The organism is Mariniblastus fucicola (assembly GCF_008087665.1).
GTDB lineage: Bacteria > Planctomycetota > Planctomycetia > Pirellulales > Pirellulaceae > Mariniblastus > Mariniblastus fucicola.
Map to the genome: position 1 here is coordinate 5,048,410 of NZ_CP042912.1, position 22,333 is coordinate 5,070,742.

The following is a 22,333-nucleotide window of genomic DNA, read 5'->3' on the forward strand; positions in this document are numbered from 1 at the left end:
TAACGGCGGTCGAAAAGAGCGGCGCCCGGCGGATTTGAGGGGCGTTCCAAAATGGCGGCGCGCCGAGACGTATTTCGTTGACTTTTGAGGCTATCGAACTTTAGTTCGATATCTTTACCGTCATCGGAGTGCCAGATTGCACGTAGATATGGAGTTTTGGACGGAAGTCCGCCGTCAGGTTCTTGTAGAAGGCCTGAGCAAACGCGGTGCTGTAAAGAAGTACAAGATTGGGTGGCACACCCTCGACAAGATTCTCTCTCTTGAAGAGCCGCCGGGCTACCAGCAGAAACAGGCTCGTCCCAAGCCGAAGATCGAAGCCTTCCTGCCAATCATCGCCGAGATCCTTACAGCCGATCAGAAAGCGCCTCGCAAGCAACGCCACTCGGCCAAGCGAATCTTTGAGCGTCTGCGCGACGAGCACGAATTCACTGGCGGCTACACGATCGTTAAAGACGCGGTTCGCGAGTGGAAGCATTCTCAGAAAGAAGTCTTTCTGCCACTAACTCATCGTCCCGGCGAAGCCCAGATGGATTGGGGCTTTGCGAAAGTTTCCATTCGTGGCCACACCGAACCAGTTAAAGTCGCGATCTTTGTGCTCACGCTGCCGTACAGCGGAGCGGTCTTCTGCCAAGTCTTTCATCGCGAATGCACTGAGTCATTTCAAGAGGGCCACGCCCGTGCGTTTGAATTCTTCGGTGGCGTGCCGTGGCGAATCTCGTACGACAACAGCAAGGTCGCGATCGCCAAGATTCTCGGGAGCCGAGATCGCAAGTTGACTCGCGAATTCCTGCGTCTACAAAGCCATTACCTGTTCGCCGAACACTTTTGTCTGGTGCGGCGTCCCAATGAAAAAGGCCACGTTGAGAGACTTGTTGAGTACGCACGTGGCAACTTTCTGGTTCCTGTTCCAGTCGTCGATTCTCTCGAAGAACTCAATGAGAAGTTACTTGCTCAGTGCCACGCTGACCTTGAGAAGCAAAGCCGCGGCAAGTCAACCAACAAGCGTTTACTTCTGGAAGAAGAACGCAGTGCGTTTCTCGGTTTGCCGGCCCGTGCGTTTGAAGCTCGCCGCATCACACAGGCCGCCGTCAGCTCACAGTCGTTGGTTCGCTTCGATCGCAACTCGTATTCGGTTCCTACGAAGTACGCGCATCGCAAGGTGACCGTCGTGGCCGCGGTCGACGAAGTTCGATTTGTGTTTGGCGACAGGCTCATCGCGAGGCACCGCCGCTGTTGGGAGAAGGAACAGTTCTTCTACCAACCGATCCATTATCTCCGCCTTTTAGAACGAAAGCCGGGTGGTTTGGACTTCGCCAAGCCCGTTGATCAATGGCAACTGCCGAAGTGCTTTGGGATTCTGCGCAGGCGACTCGAAGCATCCGACGAGAAGCATGGAACACGATTCTACATCCGAGTCTTGAGACTACTGGAACGTCGCTCGCTTTCTCAATTGACCGATGCCGTTGAGTACGCGTTGGATATCGATGTGATCGATCCCAGCAGCATTCGCGTCATCCTTGAGCACCGGCAAGAGAGACCGGCCGAGCTGTTCTCACTCGATGGCCGGCCTCAACTAAAAACGTTCAACGTCGAAACGACAGACGTTTCGGCTTACGCGGCGCTGCTGAGTGCTCGCTGATGTCATGCCCACTAGATTACTTTTATAACCTTCAAGGAGTTACTTACGATGACCAATAAACGAGAAACCAAAGCCACCGTACTGGTAAAGCATCACCTCAAACAGCTGCGGCTGCCGACGATGGCCAGCGAGTGCGATTCGCTTGCTGAGCAAGCCGCCAGAGACAATCAGGATCACCTGGCTTATCTGCTGAAGTTAACCGAACGTGAACTGATCGAAAGGGAACGTAAGTCGGCCGAGCGACGACTCAAAGCGGCTCGCTTTCCGGCGCATAAAACGCTTGACCAATTCGACTTCTCCGCCCAGCCCACGGTCAACAAGCCGCTCGTTGCACAGCTTGCTGCCGGTGACTATCTGGGTTCGCGGGAGAATATCCTGCTCGTTGGCCCCAGCGGAACCGGAAAATCTCACTTGGCGATTTCGCTGGCGATCAATGCGTGTTCCCAAGGCAAACGCGTTCGTTTCTGGCGCGTGACGGAGCTGATCACTTGCTTGCTTGAGGCCAAAGAGGAACGACAGCTCTTGCGAATCCGAAATCAGCTCGCCAAACTGGACTTGCTGGTGCTCGACGAACTGGGCTACGTGCCGGCAAGCAAAGCTGGAGCCGAGCTGTTGTTCGACGTCATCGCAACGGCTTACGAGCGAAATAGCATCATCGTGACGACCAATTTACCGTTTGAGAATTGGCCTGAAGTTCTTGGCAACCAACGGCTCACCGGAGCGGCCCTTGATCGCCTGACGCATCGCTGCCACATCATCGAAACCAAAGGCGAAAGTTACCGACTCAAGGACGCAAAGCGACGATCTGGAAAGGCTCAAAAGGCCAAAAAGAAGACCGCTTAATATCAACAACACGGGCTGACACTACCCTCATCTTTTTTTACAACTAGCGCCGCCATTTTCGACCGCCGGGCGCCGCCCTTTTCAACCGCCGTTAACAGCCATACATTGGAATTGACGAAAAGTCATTCAAGAAAGGCCAGAACTACATCACGTTGATCTACGATCTGGACAACAGCACCGTCGAAGCAATCTCCGAAGGCCACAATGAAGCCGCGGCCAATGAGTGTTTCTCCCAGCTTTTACCGGGTCAAATTGAAACAGTCGAAGCCATTGCGATGGATATGAGTTCAGCGTTTGTGAAGTCGGCGAAGTCCAACATTCCTTTGGCCGAAGAAAAGATTGTTCACGACCGTTTCCATGTCATGAAACTCGTCAACGAGGCAGTCGATAAGACTCGCAAGGAGGAGCACAAGCGACTTCGAGCCGTAGGGGATGACACACTCAAAGGCACTCGTTACTTGTTTCTGAAGAACTACGACAACCTGAAAGAGTCGAAGCAGCAGGAGCTTGATTCGTTGTTCATTTCCAGGTTGGAAACGGGCAAAGCATGGACTTACAAGGAGATGCTTCGTGACCTTTGGCACCACGATACTGCAAGCGAGGCCACAGAGTTTTTCAACTGGTGGTATCGCAAAGTCATTCACACCAAACTTGAACCGCTGAAGAAGGTTGCCCGGACCATCAAAGAGCGACTTGCCAACGTGGTCAGCTATTGCACCTTTGGCGGAATATCAAACGGCGTTGCTGAAGGCATCAACAGCAAGATCCAATCGATCAAGAGACGAGTCGGTGGCTACAGAAACAGAGAAAACTACAAAACTGCCATCTTTTTTTACTGCGGCGGACTAGACCTAGACCCATAGAGATCCGCGATGGACCTTTCTTTGGGGCCTTCGCGGTTTCTTGTGGGTCGTCAAACCTTGATCTTCCGGGGCCAAACTTAAGAAGCTTCAATTTCCCCGGGAAAAAGCAGTCCCAGCGAGCTGTCAGCAAACGCCCGTATTCTCCGGGAAAACCGAGCTACCCACAAAGATCCGCGATGGACCTTTCTTTGCCAGTTGTAAAACGTGGCAACAGAGACTTCGATCAGTTCGCAGAACTGTTTAACCGAAAGCCCGCTTTGACGATATTCCTCAAGCCAGACTTGCCAATCAGCTCTCGTGTAACGTGTTGACATAATGATGCTCCAAAATCTGAAGCATACAATTCACATCAACATGCACTTCGTCGGACGCTTACGCAATTCGAGCCACGTGACGTTTCGTTGCATTGGCCTTTAGGCCTCGTGAACACAGTCGGCAATTGAAGAACAGAAACAGTTGACTTGACAGCGGATCAAGCTCGACCACTCTCACGATTTGACCTTGTATGGAAGATATCCCGTTGGTGAAATCAAATTTGGAGATTTACAAAACATGTCAACGTGTGGTTCTACGAATGCTCACCTCTTAATAACCTGAGAGACCGGTACTGACAGACGTCACTTTTCCAGCTCGCAACGACACGACACATGGAGCTTCGAAAAACCAGTCATAGTCGTCGGTCAGTTTGCAATACCGATAGCTATTGGCGGGGGTTTCAAGAGCGTCCAGTTCACTAACTGAAGAACCTTCTATGAAAACTACTGGTATTGGATTGTGGTTTTCCAACACACCAGAAATCAGTTTTTTACAAGTTTCACAATCTTCGTAGTAGAAAACAAGCTCGCAATCCTCATCAATTGGAAGCGTTGATGGACCACAATTCAGAAAGCGTAGTATTTCCGGCGCACTCCCAACCCAGCTATCGAACTCAACAACTACGCTATCGCTCCCTACAATTGTCCCTATTCCATCAAGTGGATTCGTCATGAATTTTGAGACAGGAAGGAATATAAACATGCAGGCGGCAACTCCAAAAATGAAGCCCACGAGAGAATACTTGTTTTTGTAGTTGGGACGAATGCGCCAAAGAAGTATGCAGAATAGCAAGTCAACAACCAGCATAATTTCGGGGCTAGTGGAGAGATTACCGAAACAGTTGCATAGTGGCACTCGCTTGACTATCAAAAGAAAAGAGTAACAACTAAAGAGCAAGAAAAGTAACGATGCAATTTTCGTCGACAATCCAATTTTCCAACAGGACAAGACCCATAGCGCGAGCAATGCTTCTGTTAGCAGAAGCAATACTGTTTGTAACCAAGACATGTTAACTTGTGTCAGATTTCCGCTTTTGGAAAAAGCGGCAAATAACAGTACGCAAGCAGCAACTCTCGAAATCCAAATCATCGTGTAATTCACCAATTGCCTACTGCTTGCGATTTCTCCCCGTCCGCCTTTTCGTCGTCTTTTCATTCGAAATAGAAAACATCGAAAAGTTGGGAACGGAATGTTGCATTCTTTCGCCAACCGACTTCCTAAATGCCTTTTTATTCTTCACTGTCATCACTCCCTCAACAAGTTCGAATGACCTTTGCTCAAACTCCATCAATTCATCGACAAGCTCTTCACGAACCTTTTTGAATGCCAAGCGAAGTTTTTCTTTCTGGTCTTCGTCGATGCGGAATTTATCTGAAAGAGGATTCAAGACTAGACAGCCTGGCAAGCCGTACCTAACTGCCAATAGGTCACCAACAACAAATTGCTCTACAATTACATGCCGATCTCCGCTCAAAAATTGATCGTAAAATTCGGAGATACGACGTTCGCGCGATTCAATTTTCGCTTTTAGATTTCGCTTGGCTTCTTCTCGGTCAGAATTTCGTTCCAACGAATAAACTTCGGTCTCCCTCGCACGAGATTCAAAAAAAGCAGCGACTTCGTGCTCTATTTCTTCACGTTCCGAATCCGAAATATCCCAATCTATTTCTTGGAATGAGATTAATGCTTGAAGCACTGCGAGCTTCGCATTGGCGTTGCTGTGAAATGTCCGTTCAGCAGTCCATGTTCCGTTGCTATCTAGCCGAAACCATGGTGATGCAACAAACAGATCTAGATACCCTGATTCATTTTGTTCGCTATCCATGCTTGCGATCTCTAGTTGGCACATAAATGCGTCGACCGATCCATGAGGAACAGCTGTAGGAAACGACTTCTTGATACTCACAACCTGTTCCATTTCCAATATTTCTTCAAGTGAACTAAAGAATTTGGAATTGCAGATTTCAGCAGCCTCCGATGCGATAGTTTTAATTTTCTTCAGCTGACCTGCGATTTTGGAATTCTCAAGTTCGGACAGCTCCTGCTTTTCAAGAAATTGCAAGAAACCTCTACGTCTTATCTGCATACGGCAAGCCAATTCCCCAAGCCGCTCTAATTGATGCGGCAAAAGAATTCCGTGAAGTTTCTCTTTGTAGCCACGTTTCATTGATTCGTATTCAGAAAGATTTAGCTCCTTATTAAAAAACTTGCCTGTGATCAGGCGTTCATCTCTCTCCAGTTCGCGGAGGAGTGAATCTAAGTCGTTTTCTTGCTCGTCCGTTGTAACTAATTCCAGCCTAATATCCTCACCATTTAGCAGGGAAGAAGAATGCAGCAACGGGAACTTGTTTTTGTAGCGTGGCTTTAATTCAGCACGATCTTTTTGCAAAATCAAAGCAAGATGATCTAGTTCTTTTTGAAGCACTAGCCGTTGTCGCTCTTGTTGAAAAAAGAACGCTATAATCAATGACAAAGCAGAAATGGCTAAGAATTTAATGAGTTTCACCATTGCGCATATACCTCAACATCTAAATTAGTTTCTGATTCGTCGTCTACAACTAATTCAATTTGACATTTTTCAATTTGGGAATTAGCTTGATTTTTTTCGGTTTTAATGGCCATGAATTCAACCGAAAACGTCTGAACAAGGCTGTCGGAAAGATTTTCCTCGCGTTCGATTCTCAAAAATTTGGCGTCGGAAGCTATCCGCTTCACTTTGAACGGTTTCGAACCCACAATTCGAAACCGTCTTTTTGTGTTACCAAGTTTTGCACTTACAAAAAGGCGCTCTGGGTTTACTCGAAATGAACTTCGTGCTGCCGACAGCTCCAATGGAATTTTCAAGGACTGCCCATCGAGATCTAAGACTAAAACCGTCTCAAAAGGCTCATCTCGTGAGAGCAGTTCGTCGGTTTTTCCACTTAACACCAACGAGAGGTCCATGACTGGAATTCCACCGTAGCGAGCCTTCGACTGGGAATGAATATCAACCCTAAATCGCGGATCGGAACACTTACAGTCAACTTCATCGAAGTTCCCAAGAAGTAACAATCCCGGCAAGTCGACGTCCGTGGTTTGTTTCGAAACGCGAAAACTGTCGTTATGCAAATCAATCCAACAATAAGGTCGGACGATTTTGCCCTTGAGTACTACAACGAAGTCAGACGCTCCATTGCCATTTATGGTTCTGCTGAACTTAAGATAGTGCTTGAATACCTGTACAGACTTTCCGTTGCTTTTGAACTCCAAATCAATGAAATTGACACTTCCAGCTTTAATCTTGATTTCATCAAGACCCTTTGCAACACAGCTACAGGATTTGCTTTTCAAAATCAACTTAGCATCGTTTTGGTTGCTCGCCGCGAATGGGAGCTTAATTACAAATGGCTCTCCGAGTTGGGAAATTTCACGGACTAGCGAACCAATATCAATTTCCACACTATCCGTCGAAACAACATCTATCTCTTGGGCGGTCACAACTGAATTTAGTTTCTCAAAATCTGGGCCGTATATTGATTGCCCTAAACCAGCCACTGAACAAAACCCAACAGCCACCAATAACAAAATCAGACTGACAACTCTCATTTTTTCCTAAACAAAAAAACAGCAATAGAAATCAAAAATATCGCAAAAGCATACTTCCAGCATTTCGAATACGGGGAGTTTTCGGTCGAAGCAATCTCGACTAAAAACGTTTCAGTCGAATCGAAATTCTTTTCAACGATCGACGTTTCATCTTGCATAAGGCGATCTGAAATCTCTGCAACAGAGGTCGTACCGTTCGAAAGAACAGGTGCCAAGCCAGGCGCAACAATCTCGAAAGAAACTGGGATGGAGAATTTTTCCATTGCTGGATTACTAGATGCCTCCCCAAACATTTCCCATTTTTGCAAGAGAACTTTATCGACTCCAAAACTTGTAAGGGAAATTAACTTCCTCGGAAAGACTGTACCTAGGATCTCCTCAAAACCCTCAACCTTTGTAATCACTACAACGTTTGGGATATTGTTTTTCTCGCCAGAGTTCCATTGAGAATACGACTCCTTAGAAGGTGTTTTGAAACTGCTCTGAGTTGAAAAAATCGCTACAGCCCCGTTTGCATTTAAACCGTAAACGGAAGGAGCCGTAGCGATGAGTATTGAGTATCCCAGCAGTCTCAGTGATGATCAATGGCGATTGCTTCGTCGTCTGATTCCGCCAGCAAAACTTCGCGGCCGCAAACGAATCGATCGGCGTCAAATTGTCGATGCGATATTGTATTGGTGTCGAACGGGCTGCCAGTGGCGGTTGCTTCCGGACTGCTTTCCGAATTGGAACACGGTTTATGGAGTTTATCGAGCTTGGCGTATTGATGGGACATGGCAACGCATTCACGATCGTCTTCGCGAAAAGGTACGCCGCAAAGAAGGCAGGAAGCCAACGCCAACAGCAGCCATCATTGATTCGCAAAGCATTCGCAGTGCTGAAGGAGGAGAATTACGCGGGTATGACGCGGCGAAACGAATTACCGGACGAAAGCGTCACATCCTGGTGGATACGTTGGGGCTTGTGATGGTCGTTGTTGTCCACTCGGCCGATCTACAAGACTACGAAGGTGCACATCTTGTTCTTGAAAACATCAGACAGAAGTTTCGTCGGCTTCGAGTCATCTTCGCGGACTCGATTTACGGGCGGGCTGATTTGCCGGAGTTCCTGAAGCAATGGTATCGTGTCATCTTGCAAACCGTTAAGCGTCCGGTCGAAGCCGAAGGGTTCGTTGTCTTACCCAAGCGATGGATCGTTGAACGGACTTTCGCATGGCTTGGAAAATTCAGAAGGCTCTCAAAGGACTATGAAAGACTGACTCAAAACAGCGAAACTGTCATACGAATCGCAATGATTCAATTCATGCTAAACAGGCTGGAAAAATAATTTTAAAACACCCTCTTAGTCTTCAGCAGCAATCCACCAAAATTCGAAAATGCAATTTCCCGCATGACACGAGAATCATCATTCTGAACGTAATCAATTGCAATAATCAATTCATCACAGTCTTTTGTAAACTCAACCCCTACTTCGAAATCACGAAGCTTGGTTTCGAGCCCCTTTAAAGCATTGGATATTTCTCTTGCTGTATGTTCGCTCAGAAGAAACCCGCCGACAGTCACACCGTTACTCCACCCTCCACAAAAACCTAAAGGGTTGGGAATTTGTGAGACTGGATTCTTTCTGCCAAAAGGTTTTGCACCAGACAATTCAAACCAATCAACTTGGCGCGAAAGTGAGGCAACTCGGCGCTCGCCACTGCGTCCCTGTGATAAAACTTGACTTCGCGGTGTGAAATGAACACCAAAATTTTCGTCGGCAATGAACTCGAATGGCCTTTTGAACGAAATCTCTTTGCCTTCAAATTCGACAGACTCCCAATTCGCACTAAGCTTAAAAGCATCTTGAGCAACTAAAAGACTTCCGATACAGGAGGCGTGCACCGCCTCAAATTCCCCAGCTAGTCCGCCGTCAATTGATTCCGCTTTACCGATCTTGAGATTGTATTCACAGGCAAAGTTAAGATCTGAAACCCAAGATTCTGATGATGATTCAATCGCATTGATAAGATCAAAGCTAATTTGACTTTCGGCTACTCTCAGCTGAACAGTCTGACAAAGGATTAGGACCACTAAACCATAGCGGAAGTTAACTAAATTCATTCCGTATGTCCGTAAATAGAAAACTGTGAGCTATGAGTCAGGACCGCCAGAGTGAGAATCCGGCGTAAGCATTGTGCAATCACCACGACACATTGGAAGAAAATGCCGTTCTGGCCCGCACACAGGCCAAAACGTTTGAAACGGCATTCATAGGCTTTTCAGAGACAAACACTCTGATTCTCGAAAGTGTCTGGGAGGTCTACAACGGTGGAGGTCCGCCTCCAGGACATCCATTTGGGTCAGTCGAGCAATCATTATCGACGTACACATCAAATTGCGTTGGATTAACGATTACGCCAGTGCAATTGAAACCACTGTAATAGTTGAAAGTGGCACAAACTTGGTCTGTGTCGTACTTGATACAATCGACTCCATTCGTGGTATTGTCGGAAATACAAGTTCGAACTGTTCCAGCTACAGTCTTGATAGACTTGTATTCAACAAGTACGCCTCCACCCGTATCAAAGTAAGTCGGAGGTTCGGTCGAATGAAATGAATCACAATCATCCCAACAACCGAAATCCGAATAGTCGTTTGAATCAATTGTTCTGCATTCTGCGCAGACCAGAATTAAATCTGCAAACGATGTTGAGGCCAAGAACAGTGAACCTACCACCAATAGACAACATCTAATGCAATGCATTGAGTTTTGCATCTCTTCACCTTTCAAAATGTAAATTGAATGTGTGACCAACCGATCTGCTGGGCCGACACAAGTCACATCCTACAGCTTCTTCAATCCAATACAATCAAATTGTCATATTGAAACCGCTTGCAATAACATTATTTACGCTAGCCCAGCACTGGCGGACACAGGCGGAAAATTTTGAAAACCAGTTGAACTAGATGCTCGGCCCGACTCCTTGCGATCGATGTAAGCGGTCAAGAAAAAAACTTGCCGCTCCACTGTGCGTGTCCAACGATCGCACTGACTTGCCTCGCACAATGAATGCAGAACGCCATGCACGAGCCATTTTAAAGACCGCTCGATTCATCGACATCTGAGATGAGAAGCTGAGAACAACTCTCGAAGCAAAGCAATTTTCGAGCGAGCATTCATCCTATTTGATTTTGGTAACCATTCAGCGTTTTGAAATGCTCTTGGCGTGAGAGATCAGATTTCGTAATTGTAGCGGACCATGCCAACCGCCGCACAACCAACTATTGACACTGATTTTCTCAGCAAGTTTCTTTCAGGCCAAGCGACTCCAGATGAGATCTCTGGTTTGCTCCGAGGAGATCCCGAAGTAGCCGCTTTCACGCTGCTTGCGATTCAACAACAGCTCCCGCAACGCAACTCCGCTGGTCCCAATACGCCACCTGCGACGATTCCCGCTTACGCCAAGCCGGTCAATAAAAAGAAGAAACGCAAACGCGGAGCCCAACCAGGTCACAAAGGCTCGCGCCGACCGCCGCCCCCAGAACCCGATCGCACTCGACATCAGAAGCTCGACGACTGCCCCAGCTGCGGCGGTCAACTCAAAGACACCGGTGATACACGAACGCGACTCAGCGAAGACATCCCCGAAGACCTTAAGCCAATCGTCACCCAAGACATCATTCACCGCGACTGGTGCCCGAAGTGTAAAAAACGCTTCGAGCCCAAACCGCCGGATCTCTTGCCGCACTGTCAGCTCGGCAACCGCACGTTGGTGCTCTCGGCATTGCTGCACTATCTGCAAGGCCTGACGCTCAGCCAGATCGTTGACACGTTCAACTTTCACCTGCGGCTCAAAGTCACGCATGGCGGTTTGGTTCAGATGTGGCACCGCTTGGCAAAGATACTTTACAGCTGGTACGAAGAGATTCACCACCAGAGTTTGGAGGGAAGCAAGCTTCACGCCGATGAAACGGGCTGGCGAGTCGAAGGACAGACTCACTGGCTGTGGTGTTTTACTTCCGATAGCACGGTTTACTTTATGGTCGATAAGTCTCGTGGCTCACCGGCACTGCAGAAGTTTTTCACTCGCTATTTTGACGGCACGTTGATTACTGATTTCTGGTCACCGTACGATGCTGTCGATTGCGCTGACAAGCAGAAATGTTGGCCGCACCTACTGCGCGACATGTCGGCGGTGGACGAGAAGCATGCTGATGACAAGGAGTGGGCTTCGTTCTCGCGACGCGTTTCGAGCGTGTATCGTGACGCGAAAAAACTGCAGGCTGAGAGATCTTCGATGGCGGAGGCGGCTTACGATGAGTCCGTTGTTCGTCTCGAGGGCCGCTTGCACAAGGTGGCCACCGAGTCGTGGCAGCATGCCGACGCCAATCGTTTGGCAAAGCGGATGGCGAAGTACGGCAACGAGATGCTGACGTTTCTGTGGTACGACGATGTTGCTTCGGACAACAACGCGGCCGAGCGAGCGATTCGTCCAGCGGTGATGATTCGCAAGAACAGTTATGCGAACCAGAGCGAGCAAGGTGCAACAACGATGGCGGTGATGATGAGTGTCTTTCGAACGCTGAAGCTAAGAAGGTGTTTTGAAATTGCTCTGAGTTGAAAAAATCGCTACAGCCCCGTTTGCATTTAAACCGTAAACGGAAGGAGCCGTAGCGATGAGTATTGAGTATCCCAGCAGTCTCAGTGATGATCAATGGCGATTGCTTCGTCGTCTGATTCCGCCAGCAAAACTTCGCGGCCGCAAACGAATCGATCGGCGTCAAATTGTCGATGCGATATTGTATTGGTGTCGAACGGGCTGCCAGTGGCGGTTGCTTCCGGACTGCTTTCCGAATTGGAACACGGTTTATGGAGTTTATCGAGCTTGGCGTATTGATGGGACATGGCAACGCATTCACGATCGTCTTCGCGAAAAGGTACGCCGCAAAGAAGGCAGGAAGCCAACGCCAACAGCAGCCATCATTGATTCGCAAAGCATTCGCAGTGCTGAAGGAGGAGAATTACGCGGGTATGACGCGGCGAAACGAATTACCGGACGAAAGCGTCACATCCTGGTGGATACGTTGGGGCTTGTGATGGTCGTTGTTGTCCACTCGGCCGATTTACAAGACTACGAAGGTGCACATCTTGTTCTTGAAAACATCAGACAGAAGTTTCGTCGGCTTCGAGTCATCTTCGCGGACTCGATTTACGGGCGGGCTGATTTGCCGGAGTTCCTGAAGCAATGGTATCGCGTCATCTTGCAAACCGTTAAGCGTCCGGTCGAAGCCAAAGGGTTCGTTGTCTTACCCAAGCGATGGATCGTTGAACGGACTTTCGCATGGCTTGGAAAATTCAGAAGGCTCTCAAAGGACTATGAAAGACTGACTCAAAGCAGCGAAACTGTCATACGAATCGCAATGATTCAATTCATGCTAAACAGGCTGGAAAAATAGTTTTAAAACACCCTCTAAGAAAAGTTCAGCCCATTGAAGCAATCCTCAACGCCCTAGCAGACTACAATCGAAACGGCGAATTGCCAAAACTGCCGAAAACCAATTCAGATCCCTGAACGGTTACCTTTTTTCAAGAATCCTTGCTTTTGTCACAGGTGGTAGTACTACAGCGCTAGGTTGAATCCCAGTAGCATCGTTTGATTTTGCTTACTTTGATGCCAATTCTCCGGAGTTTTTTGCGAGTTCTCTTGGCGTGTGATCGTGTTGCTTTTGCGTTTCGTTGTTGGTGGTACTGAATCGTAGCGGCAACCCGGTCCAGTAGCGCCGACGATGCCCGCCCCTTAAGCCACCAAGTCTGGACCAGTGCCGATACGGCGTCGTGAACCTGATAGACGGTGAACCCTGATTTTTTTTCCCCCGAGCTTTTCTCGCATCTTCGTCAAGAACAGGTAGCTTACGCACGACAGAATCATGTGTCGTTTGAGCCCGAGATACTTCCGGCCCTCCCAGGCGTCGAGTCCAATGTCCTGCTTTTGATCCTGGAAGCAACGTTCGACATGCCAGCGGCTGAAGGCAACGAGCAACAACTTTTGAACGCTTGTTGCAGCCGGCGCGTTGCTGAGAAAGTACTTGATTTCATCCGGCTTGAGTGGGTTACGAGCCACCAACAAGTGCCAACGCTTGCTCGAAACACACTTGCCGTCAGGACGATAGATCATCGCATGCTTGACTTCCCAGACCATGGGACCTTTATCTCCATCTTTGACGCGATAACGCTCCCATGACTGATTCGTGAACCGCGTGGATTCTTCCAGCAGTTTGCGAAACGGCTGAGCTTTGGGATTGTCTTTGGCAACTCGCGCACCTTTTTGCGGCCGACCACGACACGGATCTTTGGGAGGATGTTGGAGCCCGGGTTTCTTGATCCAGCCGGTCATTGAAACTGGAACCTCGCCGATGAATAACTGTGCTTTGGCATCAAGAGCTCGTAAAAACGGGCCTTTGGAGCCGTAGCCTTCGTCAAAGGTGATCCACTCAAACTCCAGACCGTTGGACAGCGCGCGATCGTAAAGCTCCAGTGCGATCTTCCACTTTGGCTGATACACCATTTCGTCGGGGATCCCGGCAACGCGACAACGCTCGCGATCTTCAGACCAGCTCTCAGGAAGGAACAACTCACCATCAAGCAAGCAGTGAAAGTCATCCTGAGCAAAAGCAAGATGAACCGTCACCATGCAGTTATCGGTCTTGCCAACCTTGCCACACCACTGACGCTGAACGCCAGGCGTCTTGGTGCCTTTCTTGACATCGCTCGTTTCGTCAAACACGCCGATGGCACGCTTGCTACCGCGCTCCGTTGCCACCATCTGTTGCAGACGATCTCGCACGGCGTCTTCATTCCATGCGTATTGAGCAAGAAACTCCTGAAGCGTGCGAACGGGAACTCCGGCAGCCAGTGCAATGGGCTCAACACTCTTGCGAGCAAGGTTTGATAGCTGACCCTGAACATACGTTGGCATATGAGCACGGGTATCTTTTCGACTAAAACAATCGGAGAACCGATTCAGAAAACGTGTCAAAGCTGGTTTCATCTGACGAATCCAAGTACCATCCATCAAAGCACCTCCTTGTGCATGAACGATATAGAATCCCAAATTTCAACTAATTCTCAAATATCAACCTAGCGCTGTAGTAGTAGTTGGGGGTGTTGATGAAGATGGCGAAGTCAGTGCGCTCTGTATAGTACTTGAAAAGAAACGGTGTGATGAAACTTGGACAGCGCCTACGACAAATACTTGTGGGGATTGTTTGCCCGATGGAGACGGTGGCTTTAGTTGCGGTCTATCTCAGGACAGAATGATGGAAGATGACAAGTATGAGTATTTCACATCAGCACATCTTTCCGACGACGACGGTCCTCCAGTAGGTTATCGGGATGTGTTCGCGGAAACATACAACTGCCTTTTAATCGAATCATGTACATGCAAGGCAACTTTTGAAGGTAGCGGAATTTACATTTGTGAAATCAATCCTGACCCGGATGACGAAGATGATGTGTCCAGCTACAACCATGGTGGGGTTGAGTGCAGCATCGGCGAGGAAGTTCCGTCTGATATCGAAGAGATATCACCGGCTTGGGGACCTGGAACTTTTGCTCCGTAGGTCGGGCGTCTGAAGGGAGAATAAAATGCGATCAGCTTTTGCCTTTTTTGTCTTTTGCCTTTTCACTTTCACAGAAGTGCGGGGCCAAGATGTGACGTTGGACAACGCCGAGAAGCCTGCAAAGCCACTGCTCGTCACTGATGAACTAGCGAGCATTCTTTCGTTTGGGCATCTGAACGCGGGTTTAGTGAAGTGCTACGACGGAATTTTGCTTCGAGTTGACACGGCTGATACGACTACACACGGAGCGAATTCGATCAGTGGCTTAATGGGGCAACGAAAGGAAGTCTACCGGTTCATCTTCGATTTTGAAAGAAATCTCTTTGCCGGAGTTCGGCTAACGAAAATTTCAGGCACGGACTTCAGAACGGTAGAGGACGGAGAAGAAGTCCACCGCAGACGACTTTCTGCTTTTCTAATTGGTGAGGATCAGATCGCACACCTTTACCGTAATGGGGCAAAGAAATCACTGAATGTGGAAGGATTGTCCATCCCTCAATTGGTCACAAAATTGGGAAGGATCGACATGGCTGATTTTCGCAGATACTCCGTAAACGACGGAAGTACATTTGCCGAGGTTTTGGATCTGAGGGCCGGCGCCGAGGATATTGAGCGGCATGCGGAAAATATCGAGCGTTCAATATGGCTCAATGCGAAGGATGTAAAGTTTTGGACGTTTCCGCGAAAGTACCAAAACGGGATTGAGATACGTCAGTTCGCGACTTACGACACAAACCTTGTAATGCCGATTCGATCCTATTCGATGGTACGAAGTCCTGGTAGAGAATGGAAAGTTGCAGTAAGTCCAAACAGAAAAATGGGCTGGGAGCAGAAGTCGGATGTTGTTGTTCCTATGACGGGAACCCAGTCGAGCCGCGATACGTTCAACCTGACCGGAAAACCTCACGATTACGTTGTTTGCATGGTCGACCGCGTCGACAAGTTTCACTGGTATTCGGTAAACGACAGAAAGAGCTTCGACAAGAACTTTTTCTCGAAGGATCTGCTTGGAAGTCGAGAGCAGTTGCTAAAGCTTCTTGATGAAGCCGTTTTCGAAAAACAATCTGGCACTGCGCCTTCAGCGGCTGGTTCGAAAGAATAAGGATTCGAATCCCAAGACTTGAAGCAAATAGAATAGGTGTCAGTGATCCACTTGTTGTACGGCCGGAACGCCAAGACTGCTCTGCGATCAACAGTTCAGCAATCGCATTGCATTCACGCAACTACTCTGGCGAAAGCCTGTTCATCAGGTTGATGGCCGCGTTGCCGGGTTCGTTCGCTTTACAAACGGCAGAGCTTACTGCGATTCTCTGACAGCCGACTGCCGTTACCTGTTCGACGTTGTTGCTGTCGATGCCGCCGATGGCGAAAGCGGGAAGCGAAATCTCGCTCACGACACTGGATACCAACTCGACGCCGACATGCGAATCAAAGGACTTGGTCTGCGACTCAAAGACCGGTCCCACGCCGATGTAGTCGGCTCCATCGATGACAGCCTGACGAGCCTGTTCGATCGAATGTGTCGAGACGCCAATGAACTGGTTTGGCCGCAAGATCATTCGAGCGTCATGGACGGAAAGTTCATCCTGGCCGAAGTGGACTCCGTCTGCATTTGCGGCGACACAAAGGTCGGCGCGATCGTTCATTACCCAAAGCGTTTTGGTTTCTTGAGTCAGCGAAGCGATGAGTTTTCCGGCGGCGACCAGTTCACGATCGGTCAGCGACTTGTCACGCAACTGAATTAGATCAACACCCGCAGCAACCAAGTCGCCAACAAGCGAACTCAATTGCTCAAACCCGCTGCGCTGACCACAAGCATCGATTAAAACGTAAAGATGCGATTCTTCGAATCGGGAACGGTTGATAGCCGTATTAAAAATCGCTTTCTCGAGCGTATACGCACGGTAGCGAATCTGCTCGACATCGGTAGCGACCGATCCGAAATTCAGCTTTGAAAATTCCTCGATCGTGCGAGTCGCCTGTTGGACTCGGGCCATGTTGGAGCGAATCAAGCTTTCGAAATCAGATCGCTGATACTCAGATTCCGTTTTAACATCCCGGCCAACGTCAGATTCGCTGTCCCGCGACTGAAGGCGACATTGAGCATCGATTGGCCCACAGCTTTCCGCCAAATCGTGCCGCAGCTGTTTGAGCTGAGCGGACAAAAATCCGTCTTCGAGAACCATTCTGGCGAACGATTCCACCACGCGAAGTCCCTCAGAAGCCCGATTGATCGAAGCGTCCAGGACTCGCAAAATTGCGGCATTCAATGGCTGTTTCGGCGTCGAGTAGGACTGTCGAGCGTCGATTTTCCTGGTTTTTTCGTTTTCGCCCATCGTGTCAGTTTGACATGTTTTTTCGGGATATTGGAAGTGGCCCGATTCCAACGATAGCCGGAAACCCTGATATTGGCAGGCCGTGACACCTAATTTCCGGGCCGTAGGGTTTGCGATTGACGTAATTTCGGGACAGCCGGATACTCGGGGATATTCAGTTCTCTCTTGGCCGGCGCATTGGAAGCCGCGGCTTGCAAAATGGGATAGGAATTCCCGGGCTTGAGCTGAATCAGGTGTTATTTTTTGGAATGGATTCGGAGCACGCCATGAATTGGGGGCCTGCAATATTGTGTTGTTGGCCAGGACTGCCGGGACTTTGGTACCGTGGTCGCTGGTCGTCCCTGATGCTCGCGATCACATTTGCCATCCTGTTGAATTTGACGATTGTCGCCAGTTTTATCTGGACGGGAATTTTTAACGACGATTCGTTCCCGGCGATTGCCTGGCCTGTTTTGTTGTTGATTTGGTTTTCCTCTGTCGTAATCGCAAGGCGAAATTTGCCTGACGTGATGTCACTGACAAAGGATGACCGGTTTCCGGCAAATGACTCCGAACCCGAAGGTGCTATCGACGCCTTGTTTATTGAGGCCCGAAGGGAATACTTAAAGGGTCACTGGAATGAGGCACAGAGTTTGCTCCAGAGACAACTTAAACATTACCCGCGAGACATTGAATCACGTTTAATGCTCGCAACCCTGTTTCGTCATACGCGTCAGTTCGATGAAGCGACCAAACAGTTGAACCAGGTTGAAAAGTACGATCCGGCCATCAACTGGAAAAACGAAATCGCAAGAGAACGCGAATTGCTGCGGCTGGTTCATGAATTTGAACTGACTCAGCATGACCCTGCCGCGGATCTTGCAGACAACAACGACGGTTTCATCCGTGACGACGGCCTCAGCCCTGGAGCCGACATCGTGAATGACGCCGCGTAACCTACGAACCAGAAATCCATTTCCGGGTCATACACTTTGACCTGTTCAACTAAAGAGGACATCCATGTACGAACGCTTTACCGATCGAGCTCGCAAGGTCATGCAGTTGGCCAACCAGGAAGCTCAGCGATTCAACCATGAGTACATCGGCACCGAACACATGTTGCTTGGGCTGGTAAAAGAAGGCACCGGCGTTGCGGCCAACGTTCTGAAAAATCTGGACGTTGAGCTCCGCAAGATTCGCCTGGAAGTTGAAAAGCTTGTCCAAAGTGGTCCGGAAATGATCACGATGGGCAAACTGCCTCAAACGCCTCGCGCAAAAAAGGTGCTTGAGTACTCGATGGAGGAAGCTCGCAATCTGCAACACAACTTCGTTGGCACCGAGCACATTTTGCTTGGTTTGCTACGGGAGCAGGAAGGCGTTGCGGCGCAGGTCCTGATCAACCTTGGCTTGAAACTTGAAGAAGTCCGCGATGAAGTTCTGAACCTGCTCGGCAGTGGACTTGAGTCTGGCGAAAGTTCAGAACGCGGTGGTCGTGAGGGAGAAGGCGCCGAAGCCGAAGGTGGCTCAAGCCGCGGCAGCAAATCGAAGACACCAGCTCTCGACAGCTTCGGTCGCGATTTGACGGAACTGGCCAAGCAAGGCAAGCTCGATCCGGTTATCGGCCGAGCCAAAGAGATCGAACGGGCGATTCAGGTTCTGTGCCGTCGTACGAAAAACAATCCAGTTTTGCTGGGCGAAGCCGGCGTTGGTAAAACAGCGATCGTCGAAGGGTTCGCTCAACGCGTTATCTCGGGCGACATTCCAGAGATCCTGGCTGATAAACGAATTGTGGTTCTTGACCTCGCGATGATGGTTGCGGGCACAAAATACCGCGGTCAGTTCGAAGAGCGGATCAAAGCGGTTATGAACGAAGTTCGCCGTGCTCAAAACACAATCCTGTTCATCGACGAACTTCACACGCTCGTCGGTGCCGGTGGTGCGGAAGGCGCGATCGACGCGGCAAACGTGCTCAAGCCCGCTCTTGCCCGTGGAGAAATCCAGTGCATCGGAGCCACGACGCTTGACGAATATCGCAAGTACATCGAGAAAGACTCGGCACTTGCTCGTCGTTTCCAGGAAATCCTGGTCGATCCAACATCGAACGAAGACACAATCGAAATCCTTAAAGGGTTGCGTTCGCGTTACGAAGAACACCATCGTGTGCAAATCACAGACGACGCGGTCGAGGCGGCCGTTGAGTACAGCAGCCGATACATCACCGGTCGATGCCTTCCGGATAAAGCCATCGATGTGATCGACGAAGCCGGCGCTCGTATCCGACTTCGCACGATGAAGCGTCCGCCAGACCTCAAGGAAATCGACGAAGACATCGAGCGTCTGAATAAGGAAAAAGAAGACGCTGTCGCCAACCAGGATTTCGAGAAAGCTGCCTCGCTTCGCGATCAGGCTGACAAGTTCCGCAAGAAGAAGGAACAGATCAAGAAAGACTGGCGCGAGAAATCGCAACAGAACGAAGGCGTTGTGGACGAAGAAGTCGTCGCCGAGGTTATCTCCAAGATGACGGGCGTTCCGTTGACGCGACTGTCGACCGAAGATTCGTTGCGTCTGATGAAGATGGAGGACGAACTTCACAAAACCGTTGTCAGTCAGGACAACGCCGTCAAATCGATCTCGAAAGCGGTTCGCCGCAGTCGCAGTGGCCTGAAGGATCCAAAACGTCCGATCGGTTGCTTCATGTTTGCCGGCCCAACGGGTGTTGGTAAAACGTTGTTGGCGAAAGCTTTGGCTGAATTCATGTTCGGCGATTCAGAAGCTTTGGTCACGATCGACATGTCCGAGTACATGGAGAAACACAACCTCAGTCGCCTGATCGGTGCCCCTCCGGGATACGTGGGCTACGAAGAAGGTGGTCAGCTGACAGAGAAAATTCGTCGCCGTCCGTACTCGGTCGTTCTGTTGGACGAAATCGAAAAAGCCCATCCCGACATCTTCAACATGTTGTTGCAGGTGATGGAAGAAGGCCGTTTGACCGACAGCTTTGGTCGCAACGTCGACTTCCGCAACGTGATCTTGATCATGACAACCAACGTCGGTGCTCATGCGATCAAGAACGAGTCGGCTTTCGGTCTGCCTGGTGCTGGCGACGACCAGAGTTACGATGCGATGAAAGAACGCGTTTATGATGAGATCAACAAGGCCTTCCGACCTGAATTTCTCAACCGTCTTTCAGAGCTTCCGATCATCTTCCGTCACCTGGAGAAGAAGGACCTCAAAGTGGTCATCGACTTCGAATTGGCGAAGATTCGCGAGCGACTTGCAGAACGTGGTTTCGATCTCGAACTGACCGAAGAAGCGAAGGAATTCCTCATCGTCAAAGGTACCGACCTTGAGTACGGTGCTCGTCCGCTGCGTCGTGCACTTGAGAACTACATCGAAGATCCGCTGTCCGAAGAACTGCTTCAGGGCTCGTTCACGGGCAAGAACAAGCTGATTGTCGATGCGTTGAAAGATGCCGACGGTAACCCTGTGCGGGATAAAAACGACAAAATCAAACAGCTAAAGTTTGACAGTGAGTTCGTTCCTCCGGTCGAAGAAGAACCCAAGGAAGAGGAAACTGTCGGCGTTGGAGCCGGTGAAGGTTCTGATTCTGACGATGAGCCATCTGACGAATAGTCGATTAGTCGACGGTTCTTCGGAAACGCTATGACATTCAAGCCGCAGCGGTCATGATCGCTGCGGCTTTTTTCGTGGTGAAACGGGATTTGGGATGACGAAAGCTGGTTTGTGACGCACAGTTTTAAACACTCCAGGCAAACTGCTGGTGTGCGCTGCCGCTCAGGATTGCTTCCGATTGCTTTCTCAACCCAGCCTCCTTCCATGCCATGGCCTCCGTCGAAACAACTCAGCCACTGTCGGCTTCGCTGCCAAGTCCCACACGCAAACAGATTGGACTGATCAGGCTGTTCGCCATTTGTTTGCTCATTCCCTGCGCGCTCGTCAGCCTCGTCCTGAACCTGTCTCCGAACTTTAGCGATTCTCCAAACCAGCCATCGCTGCGCGAGCACCCGGTCGGCGGCGACATCCTGCAAGAATACGTCGGCGGTCACATCTGGAACGCCGATCGCACTCGGCTTTATGACTGGAAGCACTCCGCGGCGCTGCAACACGATGTTGAACTGGTCGGATTCGAATGGGAAGCATCGGGCTATTTCCCAATGGTCTATCCGCCATTCCACTATCAGTTTGCCAGCTTCGGTTCTGGCTTGAACTATCGCAGTTTTGTCGTCGCCTGGATGTTCGCCGGAGCAATTTCCTTATCGATCGCATCTTTTGTTTTCCTTAGCGGCTATCGCGAAATCCGATCGGGCACCGGCGGTTGGTTCATCGTCGCGATCCTGTTCACACCGTTGTTGCTGAGCCTGAACATGGGACAAAAGTCGGCGATCCTGTTGGCGATCCTGACGATCTCGTTTGTCCTGCTGCACCGTGAGCGTCCGTTTACCGCCGGGCTGGTTTTTGGTCTGATCGCGTTCAAGCCCTACCTCGCAGTTCCGATCGGAGTCGCGATGCTGTGCAAAAAGCAGTTTCGCTTCGTGGCGGGATCATTGTTGACGTTGTCGGTGTTGATCGTGGGCTCTCTGTTTTTGGCCCCGGACGTCTGGGGCGACTATGTACAAATGTGCTTCGGCATGAGCAACTACATCTCCAACAGTGGCTACCAGCTTGAGCATTCCCACAGCCTGTGGGGCGCCATGCAGTTGTTGCTCGGCGATTTTAATCCGGCCCTGGTCAAGCCGATGGCGATCGTGGCAGCAATTGGTTTGGTGACGTTGCTGGGACGAATTCTGTCGGGTCCAATCGAACTGTCTTCACCTCGTTTTGCGTTCCAGTTTGCAGCCCTGGTCATCGCAACGGTATTGATCAGCCCGCACTTCTACACCTACGACCTGACGATCCTTCTGTTGCCGCTGGCGATCTGCGGCCTGAGCGAAGAAGTTTCCAAACACATCAACCTTCGATTGTTGTATTGGATCTGCATTGCCGTGCTGTTCGGAGCCAGCATCTATGTTCCGCTGGCGTTGAAACTGGGCGTACAGATTTCGACAGTCGTCTTTTTCGCTTGGCTGATCGTGATCGCTGGGGGCTGGAACGCCGCGAAAAAACAAGCACTGCATCGATTTGAATAACGACTGAGCTTCGTTTTCTACCAGC

General features: G+C 49.8%; 19 protein-coding genes. 11 read left to right on the top strand and 8 right to left on the bottom strand.

Annotation, left to right across the window (positions count from 1 at the left end; all coding sequences use genetic code 11):
- The first annotated feature begins 136 nt into the window (after window positions 1-136).
- From istA to MFFC18_RS18825, 3 genes are all read left to right on the top strand, one after another.
- Window positions 137-1,639, top strand: coding sequence for an IS21 family transposase (gene istA, locus MFFC18_RS18815; RefSeq protein ID WP_075082383.1), 1,503 nt, complete (start codon window positions 137-139; stop codon window positions 1,637-1,639).
- A 48-nt stretch (window positions 1,640-1,687) separates the two neighbouring features.
- Window positions 1,688-2,482, top strand: a complete 795-nt coding sequence (istB, locus tag MFFC18_RS18820; protein WP_075082382.1) for an IS21-like element helper ATPase IstB — start codon at window positions 1,688-1,690, stop codon at window positions 2,480-2,482.
- A gap of 110 nt (window positions 2,483-2,592) precedes the next feature.
- On the top strand, window positions 2,593-3,345 hold the full coding sequence (locus MFFC18_RS18825) for an ISL3 family transposase (protein WP_261340513.1): 753 nt from the start codon (window positions 2,593-2,595) through the stop codon (window positions 3,343-3,345).
- Window positions 3,346-3,422: 77 nt separating this feature from the next.
- Here MFFC18_RS18825 and tnpA read toward each other — a convergent pair whose 3' ends face one another.
- From tnpA to MFFC18_RS18850, 5 genes are all read right to left on the bottom strand, one after another.
- The gene (gene tnpA, locus MFFC18_RS25830) at window positions 3,423-3,659 is read right to left on the bottom strand and encodes an IS66 family insertion sequence element accessory protein TnpA (protein ID WP_075082380.1); all 237 of its coding nucleotides are present in this window, start codon (window positions 3,657-3,659) and stop codon (window positions 3,423-3,425) included.
- 271 nt (window positions 3,660-3,930) lie between these two features.
- On the bottom strand, window positions 3,931-4,467 hold the full coding sequence (locus tag MFFC18_RS18835) for a hypothetical protein (RefSeq protein ID WP_075082379.1): 537 nt from the start codon (window positions 4,465-4,467) through the stop codon (window positions 3,931-3,933).
- A 301-nt stretch (window positions 4,468-4,768) separates the two neighbouring features.
- Complete coding sequence (locus tag MFFC18_RS18840) at window positions 4,769-6,169, bottom strand: hypothetical protein (protein WP_075082378.1); 1,401 nt, start codon at window positions 6,167-6,169, stop codon at window positions 4,769-4,771.
- Complete coding sequence (locus MFFC18_RS18845; RefSeq protein ID WP_075082377.1) at window positions 6,163-7,245, bottom strand: hypothetical protein; 1,083 nt, start codon at window positions 7,243-7,245, stop codon at window positions 6,163-6,165. The genes MFFC18_RS18840 and MFFC18_RS18845 overlap by 7 nt, the downstream gene beginning before the upstream one ends.
- Entirely contained in the window at window positions 7,242-7,649 is a 408-nt protein-coding gene (locus MFFC18_RS18850; protein ID WP_148618981.1) for a hypothetical protein, read from the bottom strand. The genes MFFC18_RS18845 and MFFC18_RS18850 overlap by 4 nt, the downstream gene beginning before the upstream one ends.
- 142 nt (window positions 7,650-7,791) lie before the next feature.
- Between MFFC18_RS18850 and MFFC18_RS18855 the strand changes: the two genes are divergently transcribed.
- Window positions 7,792-8,571 (top strand): IS5 family transposase, encoded by a 780-nt coding sequence (locus MFFC18_RS18855; RefSeq protein WP_068267841.1) that lies wholly within the window; start codon window positions 7,792-7,794, stop codon window positions 8,569-8,571.
- Window positions 8,572-8,573: 2 nt separating this feature from the next.
- On the opposite strand, the gene MFFC18_RS18860 is transcribed toward MFFC18_RS18855, so the two are convergent.
- The gene (locus MFFC18_RS18860; protein WP_075085382.1) at window positions 8,574-9,347 is read right to left on the bottom strand and encodes a hypothetical protein; all 774 of its coding nucleotides are present in this window, start codon (window positions 9,345-9,347) and stop codon (window positions 8,574-8,576) included.
- 1,139 nt (window positions 9,348-10,486) lie between these two features.
- Here MFFC18_RS18860 and tnpC point away from each other — a divergent pair.
- Complete coding sequence (gene tnpC / locus MFFC18_RS18865; RefSeq protein WP_075085384.1) at window positions 10,487-11,848, top strand: IS66 family transposase; 1,362 nt, start codon at window positions 10,487-10,489, stop codon at window positions 11,846-11,848.
- 55 nt (window positions 11,849-11,903) lie between these two features.
- Window positions 11,904-12,683, top strand: a complete 780-nt coding sequence (locus MFFC18_RS18870; RefSeq protein WP_148618982.1) for an IS5 family transposase — start codon at window positions 11,904-11,906, stop codon at window positions 12,681-12,683.
- A 341-nt stretch (window positions 12,684-13,024) separates the two neighbouring features.
- On the opposite strand, the gene MFFC18_RS18875 is transcribed toward MFFC18_RS18870, so the two are convergent.
- Window positions 13,025-14,299 (bottom strand): IS701 family transposase, encoded by a 1,275-nt coding sequence (locus MFFC18_RS18875; protein ID WP_148618854.1) that lies wholly within the window; start codon window positions 14,297-14,299, stop codon window positions 13,025-13,027.
- Between the two features lie 244 nt (window positions 14,300-14,543).
- Between MFFC18_RS18875 and MFFC18_RS18880 the strand changes: the two genes are divergently transcribed.
- Window positions 14,544-14,846: a hypothetical protein gene (locus tag MFFC18_RS18880; protein ID WP_148618983.1), complete on the top strand. Its 303-nt coding sequence runs from the start codon at window positions 14,544-14,546 to the stop codon at window positions 14,844-14,846.
- Window positions 14,847-14,871: 25 nt separating this feature from the next.
- Window positions 14,872-15,948, top strand: a complete 1,077-nt coding sequence (locus tag MFFC18_RS18885) for a hypothetical protein (RefSeq protein ID WP_075084618.1) — start codon at window positions 14,872-14,874, stop codon at window positions 15,946-15,948.
- A gap of 121 nt (window positions 15,949-16,069) precedes the next feature.
- Here MFFC18_RS18885 and MFFC18_RS18890 read toward each other — a convergent pair whose 3' ends face one another.
- Complete coding sequence (locus tag MFFC18_RS18890) at window positions 16,070-17,182, bottom strand: thiamine phosphate synthase (protein WP_084417128.1); 1,113 nt, start codon at window positions 17,180-17,182, stop codon at window positions 16,070-16,072.
- 266 nt (window positions 17,183-17,448) lie between these two features.
- Between MFFC18_RS18890 and MFFC18_RS18895 the strand changes: the two genes are divergently transcribed.
- The 3 genes from MFFC18_RS18895 to MFFC18_RS18905 all read left to right on the top strand — a co-directional run bounded on the left by MFFC18_RS18895 (window position 17,449) and on the right by MFFC18_RS18905 (window position 22,308).
- Window positions 17,449-18,117, top strand: coding sequence for a tetratricopeptide repeat protein (locus MFFC18_RS18895; protein WP_157665153.1), 669 nt, complete (start codon window positions 17,449-17,451; stop codon window positions 18,115-18,117).
- Window positions 18,118-18,181: 64 nt separating this feature from the next.
- Window positions 18,182-20,794 carry an ATP-dependent Clp protease ATP-binding subunit gene (locus MFFC18_RS18900; protein ID WP_075084620.1) on the top strand — a complete coding sequence of 871 codons (2,613 nt, stop codon included), beginning with the start codon at window positions 18,182-18,184 and terminating at the stop codon, window positions 20,792-20,794.
- A gap of 209 nt (window positions 20,795-21,003) precedes the next feature.
- Window positions 21,004-22,308 carry a glycosyltransferase family 87 protein gene (locus MFFC18_RS18905; protein ID WP_075084621.1) on the top strand — a complete coding sequence of 435 codons (1,305 nt, stop codon included), beginning with the start codon at window positions 21,004-21,006 and terminating at the stop codon, window positions 22,306-22,308.
- Window positions 22,309-22,333 lie beyond the last annotated feature (25 nt).

Bases quoted from the DNA above. Each gene is read 5' to 3' on its own strand.
- istB (WP_075082382.1), top strand. From the start codon at position 1,688: ATGACCAATAAACGAGAAACCAAAGCCACCGTACTGGTAAAGCATCAC.
- tnpA (WP_075082380.1), bottom strand. From the start codon at position 3,659: ATGTCAACACGTTACACGAGAGCTGATTGGCAAGTCTGGCTTGAGGAA.
- MFFC18_RS18835 (WP_075082379.1), bottom strand. From the start codon at position 4,467: ATGCTGGTTGTTGACTTGCTATTCTGCATACTTCTTTGGCGCATTCGT.
- MFFC18_RS18840 (WP_075082378.1), bottom strand. From the start codon at position 6,169: ATGGTGAAACTCATTAAATTCTTAGCCATTTCTGCTTTGTCATTGATT.
- MFFC18_RS18845 (WP_075082377.1), bottom strand. From the start codon at position 7,245: ATGAGAGTTGTCAGTCTGATTTTGTTATTGGTGGCTGTTGGGTTTTGT.
- MFFC18_RS18855 (WP_068267841.1), top strand. From the start codon at position 7,792: ATGAGTATTGAGTATCCCAGCAGTCTCAGTGATGATCAATGGCGATTG.
- MFFC18_RS18860 (WP_075085382.1), bottom strand. From the start codon at position 9,347: ATGAATTTAGTTAACTTCCGCTATGGTTTAGTGGTCCTAATCCTTTGT.
- tnpC (WP_075085384.1), top strand. From the start codon at position 10,487: ATGCCAACCGCCGCACAACCAACTATTGACACTGATTTTCTCAGCAAG.
- MFFC18_RS18870 (WP_148618982.1), top strand. From the start codon at position 11,904: ATGAGTATTGAGTATCCCAGCAGTCTCAGTGATGATCAATGGCGATTG.
- MFFC18_RS18875 (WP_148618854.1), bottom strand. From the start codon at position 14,299: ATGGATGGTACTTGGATTCGTCAGATGAAACCAGCTTTGACACGTTTT.
- MFFC18_RS18880 (WP_148618983.1), top strand. From the start codon at position 14,544: ATGGAAGATGACAAGTATGAGTATTTCACATCAGCACATCTTTCCGAC.
- MFFC18_RS18885 (WP_075084618.1), top strand. From the start codon at position 14,872: ATGCGATCAGCTTTTGCCTTTTTTGTCTTTTGCCTTTTCACTTTCACA.
- MFFC18_RS18890 (WP_084417128.1), bottom strand. From the start codon at position 17,182: ATGGGCGAAAACGAAAAAACCAGGAAAATCGACGCTCGACAGTCCTAC.
- MFFC18_RS18895 (WP_157665153.1), top strand. From the start codon at position 17,449: ATGAATTGGGGGCCTGCAATATTGTGTTGTTGGCCAGGACTGCCGGGA.
- MFFC18_RS18900 (WP_075084620.1), top strand. From the start codon at position 18,182: ATGTACGAACGCTTTACCGATCGAGCTCGCAAGGTCATGCAGTTGGCC.
- MFFC18_RS18905 (WP_075084621.1), top strand. From the start codon at position 21,004: ATGGCCTCCGTCGAAACAACTCAGCCACTGTCGGCTTCGCTGCCAAGT.